Source organism: Acinetobacter sp. 161(2023), from assembly GCF_037027805.1.
Lineage (GTDB): Bacteria > Pseudomonadota > Gammaproteobacteria > Pseudomonadales > Moraxellaceae > Acinetobacter.
This window is the reverse complement of the sequence record NZ_JAZEYD010000020.1, coordinates 1-11,998: the sequence shown is the minus strand read 5'-3', so window position 1 is coordinate 11,998 and position 11,998 is coordinate 1. Positions and strand designations below refer to the sequence as shown.

Sequence of the window (11,998 nt, the reverse complement as noted above, 5' to 3'; positions counted from 1 at the left end):
TTATTTGTTTTTTTTGCCAAAGCCTATAAAATCTAGCGGGAAAGATAGACCAAGTGAAACATCTGGTGCATCTTGGGTTAAGCCAATACCAACCGTGCCATTGACAATTGTTTCAGGTGAAACACGCACGCCTAAAGCAAAAGACAACATTGCACTACTTTGGTCTGGTGATTTATATGATTCACCATTATTAAACTGGAACTCAGCATTTGTATTAAAACTTTGCTGATACGACATGGTTAATGACACATCATAGTTAAATGAATAAGCAAAACCGAAAGCAAAACCACCACTAATACCAGGATCAAATGAAGTTAAGGTCCGTGTACCTCTGGCTTGATTTAAGCCACTCTCTTTAAAACCATAGTTGGCAGAGGCAGAAGCGAATAAAACAACCGGATCAATATATTTACGAGTACTTGCCCCGATTCCAGCAGAGTAATAACCTTTACCTGTTGAAAGTTCATCTAAGCCAATTTCATAAGGACTATCACCAGTTTTTGTAGATAAACTACCAAAGAGAACGAGTGGTAAACGACCTTGCTTTAAAGGAAATGGTTCCCAACGCGCGCCCAAAGAGATATCACCCAAACCGGCAGTAGTTGTATTTTTAATAATTTCAGACTTTGCAACAAAAGGTAACGTTGCTGAAAGAGTTAAGTTATCCAAGACTCCATACTGGACCGTAAAACTATTTGTCAAAGTATGGTTAGCATCTTCTTCAACACGTAAACGGTTCAGTTGAGATGAATTATCTGCCAAAGCTAAATCAATTCGAGCATCACGATAATAAGTGTAGTCAAGGTCATAATATGCAGAAACCGCACCTCGTTTTATCAAAGAATATTGACGTTCATTTGATGTGAATACTTCTTGTAAATTTGTCTCTTGTGTCGCATCGCCTTCTTTTTTCTGTAAAGCATTAGCAGCTTGGTGTACTTCTGGATTAGCTGATGCAGGAGCAGATTCAGTAGGTACAGCTTCTGTAGTCGAAGCTGCTCCCCCTTCTTGAACTGAATTTTTTTTAGCTGTTACTTCTGAGGTCGTACTGACTTCAGATGCAAGTGCAGTATTTTGTACTTCTGTTTGTGCAACTTGATCATCAGCATAGAGTGTACCTGTAATAGCACTCATACTTAATGCCAACACACTCATATTCATCCATCGATTATTCATATTTCTTCCCACCTAATGTATTTATTTTATTCAATTTACATTTGATTATTTACGCTTATAGTAAAGACGCATATAAGTTTCTATTGGCTGATTATAGGTTGCAGAATTTGGGTCTTTATCTAGCACCCGTCGCATGGTCGAAGCTTTATTTGCTAAACGGTCATAATTAAATGCAGGATATTGAATATCCACAAAGGCATAACGGTTAACAGTTGCATCTTCCACATGACGCATATCTGAATCTTTTAAAGCCAGTAAGTCTTTACGCTGAGATTCAGGGACAGAAATTACAAATAATGTATTATTATCCCAAACTTCTTTAAAACGATTTTCATCAAAGCTGATATTCCCTAATGCAGGGTCAGCAACATAGACTCGTCCATCTTTATAAGCTTTATATACGACAAAATGCTTAAATCCAGCATAAGAAATTGGAACAATTGCGGGCTGTTTAAGATTGACTAAATCTGAAAACTCGCCACGATATCCCCCACTATCTAAACCGATAGCAGTTACAAAGCGTTTCATATCAAGTAGCGAGAAGCTTCGACGTTCAATAATCCGCTGATATTCACCATACTGTAGCAAGCCGCTCATGGTCTGCTGTTCAGTTAAACTAGTACCCACATAACCATTTAGAAGTGTAGTAAGAGCGGCTGAACCACAGCTATAATCATATGCCTGCCGAACAATGCCGCGAAACTGGTCTTCTACAGCGGGTTTAATCCTAACGGGTTCAATATGATTACGGCGAAAAGATAAATTACGTGAATCGGCAGTCTCTGTGTAATACACAGTTCCTGGTGGCTTTTTTTCTATTTCGAAGGCTTCTGTCGCAAAGTAATATATCAATGCTGAGCCTAAAGCAATCTCTAACATAAGCACTTGTTCTAAATGGTGGCGCAACTGGCCTTATTCATTTTATTCTTAGAGCAATAGCTCTACATCCCTGTGTGTTGAAGATACCTTTTTTTTTTGTAAAAAACAGCTTTTTTTTAATCTTTTTGATGAATGTATAGTTCTACTTTAATTAAACTGTTAATTAACTCTCATTTTTTAATATTGGCACTTCTAATATATTTATTATTCATATAATAATTTATATTAAACAACTAGATAAAATTAATTTAATTTTCATTAAATAAAAAAGCGCGTATAAAACGCGCTTTTTTATTTTAAACTTTTTTAAATTAGTGACCAGAAACTGTAATTGTAGAAGTACCTACATTTAAACCTTGAATTTCAATATCACCAATTGAAGCCGCAGTACTAGAACCTAAATGTACACCTTGTACATAAAGATTCATACCTTGAGTACTATTATTCTGGATTTTCAAACCAGTTGGTACAACTGAAATATTCGCATTTACGTCTAAATCACCAGTTGTATTACCCGCGCCACGAACCATAACTTTATCAAGAACAATTTTACCGCCCCCTGCAGCATCATTAATACCGAAGTTAGATAAAGTTAATCCTCCTTTTAAAGCTGAATTCACTTTAATCATTGCGCCTTGTGGAGTAGCACCTAATTGTACATTCGCTGAAATAGCACCTAAAGATAAGTCTAGACCAGAAATAATTTCAGTTGGAGCTGTTTCAGTAATACCGCGTACAGCAGTAGTCGTATTTAATGTACCAGAAGTACCAACACCCACAGAACCGACATGTACATCAACCGCGCCTACATTTGCAGCAACGTTTAAAAACGCTCCATTTGCACCTGCAGCACCAACGCTATCAATTTTAAGATCTAGCAGGTTCGTTGTTGTATCCACTTGTTTAACAGTTACTCCACTTACTGCGATTGCACCCGCAGTTGCTGCAGCACCCGTAATTCCTGTAGTAGGGTTTAAACCATCGTTGTCATGAATATATAATTTATCTATAGAAATACCGCCAGAACCTAAAGCGATACCAATGTTAATACCATCTTGACCTGTAGCAGCACTAAGCGCAGCATCGTCCATTGACTGCATTGCCATTGCATTTGCACTGATAGCTAAAGAAGAAACTAAAGCAAGTTTAGTGAACATTTTCATTGAGCACTCTCCCAAGAGCATTTATTTTTTGACTTTAACCACTCTCATTGTCTCAAGTTGCATTTTTCTTTTATAGCAACCGAAACTTCCAATCCTTGAGTAGTTTTGCTTAGCAATTACTAAATTACCTCTACGTTACTTTTTGTTCAACTAGTGTTGTGCATTTTTTGCCAACTACCCGACAAACGGTACGCTCAGTTTATTCCACTTTTAACGTCAAAATACGCCCCTGATTCCTTCTAAAATTCGACTATTTTATCAACGAAAAGTATCTCCCTCGTAAGTCTTCTCGCTGATGGTCCACAAGTTGTAGTAAACTAACATTTCCCTCATTAACTATTCTCTTATTTAAAATGTCTCAGTTAAAGAAAAAAATCTCATTACATGGTGAAAGTGTTGCAGAGATTTTAAAAATTTTACAAGAATTAACTGGGCTCATTTATTTAAATGACAATAACAATCCCATTATTGGTTTTCTTCCTCAGCAATACATGCTTATTCAAAATAAAAACAACTTAGTATTTCAACGTCAAAATTTTAATAAATATAAAAATATAACAAAATCGAATCAATTATTAGATTTTATTCAACTAAAAAAAAATGAATTAAAAGAAAGTAAAAACATTAACTCGATAACAAGTTTTAACGGCGGCTATATCGGTTTTATTAGTTATGATTTTGCTGCACATCAATTTATTAATGCTCAAACTCATATCCAGCCATCTTTATTCTTAGGTCGATATCGTTCTTTTTTAAAATATATAGATAATGATTGGTATTTTTTTAGCGATGAAATAGATGCACTTGATATATTCAGATATATTGAAAAAAAAATAGAGAACTCTATTTGTAATAAATATAAAAATACATTTGAATTAAAAACTCCTATTCAGCCAAGATGGTCTAAAGAGCAATATTTTGAGGCTTTTAATAAAATACACGAATATATTAAAGCTGGAGATTGTTATCAAATTAATTTAACCCAAGAATTTAAAGCTGATTTTAAAGGCGCTTTATTAAATAAAACTGAAGATTTATGGAGCCTTACTAATGCACCATATGCAGGTTATTTAAAATTAGATCAATTTGAATTACTAAGTTGTTCCCCTGAGCTTTTCATTGAATTCAATCAAAACAAACAAATTAAGACCCGACCTATTAAGGGAACCATGCCTCGATATGAAGATATCGAAAAAGATTTTATTTCAAAACAAACTTTAAAAAACTCGCAAAAAGATCAGGCAGAGAATGTCATGATTGTTGATTTATTACGTAATGATTTGAGCATTTATGCCAATACAGGGTCGGTAAAAACAACACAATTATTCGAGATTGAAAGTTTTAATCAAGTTCATCATATGGTCAGTGAGATTGTTGCCACCCTTAAAGATGATGTTAATCCGATGCAAATGTTGCTCTCTGCTTTACCTGGGGGATCGATTACAGGAGCCCCAAAAATTCGGGCAATGCAAATTATTGAAGAGCTAGAAGAAGAAGCAAGAGGTGCTTATTGCGGGACATTAGGTTACTTCAATTTTGATGGAACGGGTCGCTGGAATATTCTTATCCGTAGCTTTCAACAATATCAAAATCAGCTCTCTTTGTGGGCTGGCGGTGGTATTACGATTGCCTCAAATGCAGAAGCAGAATATCAAGAAAGCCTTGATAAAATCTCTGCCATGCTGAACTTGATGAACAGCACAGCAGACTAAAACTTAAAGAATATCTTGTTTTAACGTTTGCACTAAACGCATATTTTGCTCATCAGTACCCACTGTAATACGCAAAAACTGATTAATACGAGGCTTATTGAAATAGCGCACAATAATACCTTGTTCACGTAATTGCTGTGCAAGTTTACCTGCATCATGTACTGCGTGCGAAGCAAAAATAAAGTTCGCCTTAGATGGCAAAACTTTAAAACCCAAAGCAGTTAATTCATCTACTAGCTTTTCACGACTAGAAATAACTTTCTGGCATTGTTCTTCAAAATAAGCCTGATCTTCAAAAGAAGCTACCGCGGCTGCAATTGCAAAACGGTCAATAGGATATGAGTTAAAACTATTTTTGACAGCTTCAAGCGCTGCAATTAAATGTGGCTGAGCGATTGCAAAACCAACGCGCAAACCAGCTAATGAACGAGACTTCGAAGTTGTTTGACAAACAACCAAATTCTCATAGCGATTTACAAGACCAACTGCGGATTCTGCCCCAAAATCAACATAAGCCTCATCGATCACCACTACCCGATCTGGATTTGCTTTTAAGATTTGCTCGATATCAGGCAAACCCATTGCAATACTGGTTGGTGCATTAGGGTTTGTAATAACAATCCCGCCATTTGGTTGTATATAGTCCTTAGCTTCTATCTCAAAATTCTCATTAAGTGGAATTTCTTTAGTTTTTGTTCCAAAGAACTGACTATAAACTGGATAAAAACTATAAGTAATATCCGGATAAAGAATAGGTTCGTCTTGAAGGAAAAATGCTTTAAAAATATGAGCAAGTACTTCATCTGAGCCATTCCCAACAAAAACTTGAGAAATCTCAATATTCTGTTGTTTAGCAATTGCTTGCTTTAAAGCTGTTGCATCTGGATCTGGATATAAACGCAATGCATCAGCTTGCTGAGTTAAAACAGCTTGAACTGCTTCAACTACTTTTGGTGATGGCGGATATGGATTTTCATTCGTATTAAGTTTCAATAAATTCTGAATTTTAGGCTGTTCACCCGGAACATAAGGCTCTAATTCACGAACTTCTGGACTCCAAAAGCGCATTTGTGCTGTAGATAAAGTCATGGTCTTATCTCAAAAAAGGGCTGAAAATCAGCCCTGAGTAATAATTAAAAAACTACAAGGTTTATAAGCTTATTGATAACGATAGCGTGCTGAGCGTGCATGGGCATCTAAATTCTCTTGAACTGCTAATATGTCTGCTGTTTTAGCTAAGGTTTTAACCCCATCTTTCGAACACATAATTAGGCTCGAACGTTTTTGAAAATCATAAACGCCTAATGGAGAAGAAAAACGAGCAGTTCCAGATGTCGGTAATACATGATTTGGGCCCGCACAATAGTCACCGATTGCTTCAGGTGTATAACGCCCCATGAAAATTGCTCCAGCATGACGAATATCTTCGCTCATCGCTTCGGCATCATCTAAGCACAGCTCCAAATGCTCTGGTGCAACCTGATTAATCAACTCAATTGCTTCGGCACGGTCTTTGACTAATACCAAAGCACCACGGTTTTCAATTGAAGTTCGTGCAATATCTGCCTTTGGCAATTCATTTAAATGCTTTTCAATTGCCAACTCTACTGCATTGAGCAAAGCTTCATCTGGAGTTATAAAAATAGCTTGAGCAACTGTGTCATGTTCAGCCTGAGATAAAACATCCATAGCTAACCAATCTGCATTATTCTCACCTTCTGCATAGACTAAAATTTCAGAAGGTCCAGCAATCATATCGATACCAACTTGACCAAATACAGCACGTTTAGCAGCTGCTACAAAACGATTCCCTGGGCCAGTAATTTTATCTACAGGTGGAATGGTTTGTGTCCCATAAGCCAAAGCTGCTACAGCCTGTGCCCCACCAATGGTAAACACTCGGCTGACTCCTGCAAGGTAAGCTGCCGCAAGAACCAATGGATTTAATTCACCATTCGGTGCTGGAACAACCATAATAATTTCAGGTACACCCGCAACATGAGCAGGTACAGCGTTCATTAGAACTGAAGATGGATAAGAGGCTAAACCACCTGGCACATAAATACCAACACGGTCTAAAGGCGTAACTTTTTGCCCTAATGTATTGCCCAAATCATCTATATAAGTCCAGCTATCTTGTTTCTGAGCTTCATGAAATGTGCGAATACGCTTTGCTGCCAACTCTAAAGCATCACGAATTTCTGGGCTTAAATTATCAAAAGCAGTTTTTAGTTGTTCTTGAGATAATTCTAAATCTGAAAATTGATACGCTGGATGTCGATCGAACTGTTGAGTAAGTTTTAAAACATGATCATCCCCATGCTGACGAACATCAGCAATAATTTGATCTACTGTTTGCACTAAATTAAGATCATTCACGGTTTCAAATGCCAATAGCTCAGCAAAAACCTGTTTGAAGTTTTGATCTTGAGTCGATAAACGTCGCATCAATTTACCCACAAGGCGAAAAAGAAAAAGTAAGTTTACCCTTTTTCTATACGCTTGTGGGCATCATCTAGCTTAACTATCGCAAAAGCATGATGGGAAATTGCTTTTAACGCGATTGAACAGCTTGCTCAAGCTGTGAAATGATTGGATTTAACAAAGTTTGTTTACGTTTAAAACTGGCTTTATTTACAATTAATCGAGAAGAGACTTTGCAAATCTCTTCTAATGGCTCAAGACCATTTGCTCTTAAAGTATTACCAGTATCAACCACATCCACAATGTAATCACCCAACCCTACCAATGGTGCTAACTCCATAGAACCATAGAGCTTAATAACATCAACCTGTTCACCTAAGCTTGCATAATACTGACGTGTAAGATTGACATATTTCGTGGCGATTTTTAAACGACCCTTTGGATGCTCCATGCCTACTTTACCAGCAGTCATCAACTTACATTTAGCAATTTTCAGGTCAAGCAACTCATAGACATGTTGAGCACCATGCTCCATCAACACATCTTTACCTGCTACACCTATATCTGCTGCACCATTTTCTACATAGGTCGGTACATCAGATGCACGTAAAATTAAAATACGTACTTGCTTATGCGTAGTAGGGAAAATTAGCTTACGAGACTTTTCCGGATCTTCGAGTAAATTAATACCCGCTGTAGCCAGTAAAGGTAATGTCTCTTTTAAAATACGCCCTTTACTTAATGCCAAGGTCAAACCATGATCAAAATTACCCATCACATCAAAATTAGGATCATCGTTTCTTACATCATTCATTAACTTACTCGCTTAATTTTGGCACCTAAACCTTGAAGCTTCTCTTCGACATGTTCATAACCACGGTCAATATGGTAGATACGATCAATTAAGGTATCTCCCTCTGCAACTAAAGCAGCCAGAACTAAAGAGAATGAAGCACGTAAATCTGTTGCCATAACAGGTGCTGCCTGTAAAACTTCAACTCCGGTTACGACAGCATCGTGACCTTCCACCTGAATATTAGCGCCCATTCGTGACAATTCAGGAACATGCATAAAACGATTCTCAAAGATCGTTTCAGAGATTGTCGCGAATCCACGGCCAATAACATTTACTGCCATCAGTTGTGCTTGCATATCAGTTGGAAATTCTGGATGTGGCAAAGTTCTAAAACTTACAGCTTTAGGGCGTTTACCCATCATATCAAGTTCAATCCAGTCATCACCACGAGTGACTTCAGCACCCATTTCTTCAAACTTATCTAAAACAGACTCAAGCAATGCCGGATCCGTATGCGTTGTTTTTATACGTCCGCCTGTAATTGCAGCAGCTGCTAAATAAGAACCTGTTTCAATGCGATCAGCCACAACAGCATATTCACAACCATGTAAACTTTCTACTCCAGTTACAACAAGAGTATCTGTATCAAGACCTTCAATCTTGGCGCCCATTTTAATTAACATTTGAGCAAGGTCAGTGATCTCAGGTTCACGAGCTGCATTACGAATAGTCGTAACACCGTCAGCCAATGCTGCTGCCATTAAGATGTTTTCGGTACCGCCAACAGTAACCATATCAAAAACAACTTCACCGCCTTTTAAGCGACCATCAACTGAAGCATGGACATAACCATTTTCGACTTCAATATGCGCACCCAAAGCTTCTAAAGCTTTTAAATGTTGGTCCACAGGTCTTGAACCAATCGCACAACCACCAGGTAAAGAAACTTTAGCATTACCATAACGTGCTAATAATGGTCCTAAAACCAAAATTGAGGCACGCATTGTTTTTACCAGTTCATAAGGTGCAAACTGATTATCTAAAGTAGAAGTGTCTGCTTTTACTGTGTCATTTTCATAGCCAATCGTTACCCCTAATCCGCCAATTAGCTTTACCAAAGTATTAACATCTTTAAGATTTGGAACATTGGTTATTGTAATTGGAGAATCCGCAAGAATAGTTGCAGCAAGTAATGGTAAAGCCGCATTTTTAGCACCAGAAATGCGCACTTCGCCTTCGAGCTTAACACCACCCGTAATTAAAAATTTATCCATTAATATTTAAGCTCCGAAAAGGCTTGCTTTACGCCATTCATCTTTGGTCATTGCACGAATTGTTACCGCGTGAACTTCCCCACTTGCAATATAAGTATTTAATGGTGCATAAACTAATTGTTGACGAGCCACCGTACGCTTACCTTCAAATTGATCATCCACAATACGGAGGTCAAATTTTCCAGCCTGTCCGCTCACCGCCACTTCCGCTACAGGGAAAGCTTCTTTTAAAATTTGAGTGAGCTGTTCACTATTCATTGCAAAGACCTCTGACACAACCTAAGGGGTAAAACGGAGTATTTTACTATAACTTTTTCCAAGAATTCAGTACGTGTTTATATTTTATCAATAAAAAAGAGGCTATCTTTCAAGCCTCCCTTAATTTATCAAAACTTATTCAATAGAAACAGCAACTTGAGAATAAGTACATTGCATTTTTCGATATCTTAATAATTGTCTTTTTAATTTTTCAGTCAGTTTTTTAATTGAAGTATACATATCATCAGCAGTTGCCTGAGCAAACAACTCAATCCCCGGCAATCTTACGATAGCCTCTGCAACATGATTTGAACTGCCCTTATGAGAGCGCTTATCAATTTGATGATCTTTCGTTAATTTAATCTGCATACTGTTCACCTGATCTAGGTGTTTCGTTAATTGATTAAATTTCGATTTAATATTTTCTTCTATAGCTGGTGTAATTGCTAAATGATGTCCACGAATCGTTATTTGCATAATTCTATCCCTCACCTTTTTTAGGTTATTTAAAGAAGAACTAAAACGATTTAATGCTATCAAAAAGAGACTTAGGACAATTAAACCATTCTAGCGACTCCTCTTGGTGAAATTAAAATTTCATTATTTCGTCATAATGAATCTCTAGAATAGCCATACTTCAAAATTCAGATCAAGACTTTTCTTTCAGACGATGAAGGAATATGTAACGATTCACGATATTTTGCGACAGTTCTTCTTGCTACTTCAATCCCCTCATCTTTTAATAATGTAGCAATTACATTATCAGACAAAGGTTTACGTGGATTTTCACTTGCTACAAGTTTTTTAATCATTGCACGAATTGCAGTAGAAGAAGCTTCTCCTCCGGCAGTAGTACCTACATGGCTAGAGAAAAAATATTTCAACTCAAAAAGGCCGCGTGGAGTAAGCATATATTTATTTGTAGTTACACGAGAAACTGTAGACTCATGCAACTCTACTTCTTCAGCAACATCTCGAAGAACCAGCGGTTTCATTGCTTCAGCACCTATCTCCAAAAAAGATTTTTGATGCTCCACAATACAAGATGCTACTTTTAATAACGTCTTATGTCTTTCATCAATACTTTTAATAAAGTTTTTTGCCTCAAGCATCTGATTACGCAAATATAAATTGTCTTCACTTTGATCTGCTCTACGAATCATACTTGAATAAAAAGAATTAATTCTTAATTTAGGTAACACATCTGGGTTTAGTTGAACTTGCCAATGTAAATCCTTTTTAGAAACCACTACATCTGGAATTTGATAATCTGATTCTTGTTTATCAAAATCCATACCCGGATAGGGTTTTAAGGTTTTTAAAAGACTGATTGCAAACTTTAATTGTTCTTTCGTTAGACCTGTCTGTTTGAGTAATTTATTCAGATCATTTGCTATTAAAAGTTCATAATATTGCAATAGGCTTTTGGCCTCATTTAAATATTCAACGTCTTTTGATAAAAATTCGAGCTGTATTTTTAAGCATTCTGCTAAATTACGTGACCCAATTCCTAAGGGATCAAGTCTTTGAATATGCTTTAAAACCACCAAAACTTCATCTTCTTCTATCTCTTCCTCAATATCCATTTCATTCAATAATTGCTGTGAGGCTAAAATGATTTCCTCTAACTCAGCATCCAAAAATCCATTATCATCTAATGCATCAACAATACAATAAGCAATTAATTGATCTATTTTGGAAAAGTGCAGAAGATTAACCTGTTCTAAAATGTGTTCTTTTAAAGATAATTGAACTTGGCGGTTATCCTCTCGCTCTTCAAATTCTGGAGTAGCCAAAGCCGTCGACTGATGAGTGTAAATGTCATCCCACTCGGTATCGACTGGTAAATCATCGGGTAAATGGTTTGCATTTAACTCAGTTGTTAAGTCATCTGATTCTTTACTTTCTAATGTAGACAGACTCTCTGTTAATGACTCTTCTTCTATTTTTTCAAGTAAAGGATTACTATCTAGTTGTATCTGAATTTCTTGTTCAAGCTCTAAACTGGAGAGTTGTAACAAACGAATCGCCTGCTGCAATTGAGGTGTTAACGATAGAGAATTCGCAACTTTCAACCCAACAGATAATTTCATATATTCTAGTTTCCATAAAACAAGCAAAAATCATGCCTATTCAATATTTATAACATATAGTTTCTATTTGTCATACACATGAGTGTAAAATTTTCAGAAGAAAAATTGATTTTTTTTATTAAAAAATCTTACTAAAGAGTAACCTTATTTATTGATTATATATCTTTGTTAATTAAGGGGTACTTAGCTAGTCTTATTATTTGCAGATCTTAAATTCAGCGCT

At 36.5% G+C, this 11,998-nt stretch carries 11 protein-coding genes; 1 reads left to right on the top strand and 10 read right to left on the bottom strand.

The genetic code is table 11. The annotated features are described in order from the left end of the window. The 3 genes from filC to filA all read right to left on the bottom strand — a co-directional run bounded on the left by filC (position 1) and on the right by filA (position 3,218). Complete coding sequence (gene filC, locus WA249_RS17090) at positions 1-1,176, bottom strand: putative pilus system protein FilC (RefSeq protein WP_336170476.1); 1,176 nt, start codon at positions 1,174-1,176, stop codon at positions 1-3. A 45-nt stretch (positions 1,177-1,221) separates the two neighbouring features. After that, complete coding sequence (gene filB / locus WA249_RS17085) at positions 1,222-2,055, bottom strand: putative pilus system C39 family peptidase FilB (protein ID WP_336170475.1); 834 nt, start codon at positions 2,053-2,055, stop codon at positions 1,222-1,224. Between the two features lie 311 nt (positions 2,056-2,366). Continuing rightward, on the bottom strand, positions 2,367-3,218 hold the full coding sequence (filA, locus tag WA249_RS17080; protein ID WP_336170473.1) for a putative pilus system protein FilA: 852 nt from the start codon (positions 3,216-3,218) through the stop codon (positions 2,367-2,369). Between the two features lie 353 nt (positions 3,219-3,571). On the opposite strand from filA, the gene WA249_RS17075 reads away from it, so the two are divergent. Then, positions 3,572-4,930 (top strand): anthranilate synthase component I family protein, encoded by a 1,359-nt coding sequence (locus WA249_RS17075; protein WP_336170471.1) that lies wholly within the window; start codon positions 3,572-3,574, stop codon positions 4,928-4,930. 3 nt (positions 4,931-4,933) lie between these two features. On the opposite strand, the gene hisC is transcribed toward WA249_RS17075, so the two are convergent. The 7 genes from hisC to WA249_RS17040 all read right to left on the bottom strand — a co-directional run bounded on the left by hisC (position 4,934) and on the right by WA249_RS17040 (position 11,775). After that, on the bottom strand, positions 4,934-6,019 hold the full coding sequence (gene hisC / locus WA249_RS17070; protein ID WP_336170469.1) for a histidinol-phosphate transaminase: 1,086 nt from the start codon (positions 6,017-6,019) through the stop codon (positions 4,934-4,936). 69 nt (positions 6,020-6,088) lie between these two features. Next, on the bottom strand, positions 6,089-7,378 hold the full coding sequence (gene hisD / locus WA249_RS17065; protein WP_336170467.1) for a histidinol dehydrogenase: 1,290 nt from the start codon (positions 7,376-7,378) through the stop codon (positions 6,089-6,091). 106 nt (positions 7,379-7,484) lie between these two features. Then, positions 7,485-8,168, bottom strand: a complete 684-nt coding sequence (gene hisG / locus WA249_RS17060) for an ATP phosphoribosyltransferase (RefSeq protein ID WP_005043031.1) — start codon at positions 8,166-8,168, stop codon at positions 7,485-7,487. Continuing rightward, positions 8,168-9,424 carry a UDP-N-acetylglucosamine 1-carboxyvinyltransferase gene (gene murA, locus WA249_RS17055; protein ID WP_336170464.1) on the bottom strand — a complete coding sequence of 419 codons (1,257 nt, stop codon included), beginning with the start codon at positions 9,422-9,424 and terminating at the stop codon, positions 8,168-8,170. The genes hisG and murA overlap by 1 nt, the downstream gene beginning before the upstream one ends. 6 nt (positions 9,425-9,430) lie before the next feature. After that, positions 9,431-9,682, bottom strand: a complete 252-nt coding sequence (gene ibaG / locus WA249_RS17050; RefSeq protein WP_004794487.1) for a BolA family iron metabolism protein IbaG — start codon at positions 9,680-9,682, stop codon at positions 9,431-9,433. A 135-nt stretch (positions 9,683-9,817) separates the two neighbouring features. Next, a complete protein-coding gene (gene hpf / locus WA249_RS17045; RefSeq protein ID WP_336170462.1) occupies positions 9,818-10,159 on the bottom strand; it encodes a ribosome hibernation-promoting factor, HPF/YfiA family in 342 nt (113 codons plus the stop codon). A 167-nt stretch (positions 10,160-10,326) separates the two neighbouring features. After that, positions 10,327-11,775: an RNA polymerase factor sigma-54 gene (locus WA249_RS17040; protein WP_336170459.1), complete on the bottom strand. Its 1,449-nt coding sequence runs from the start codon at positions 11,773-11,775 to the stop codon at positions 10,327-10,329. Positions 11,776-11,998: the final 223 nt, after the last annotated feature.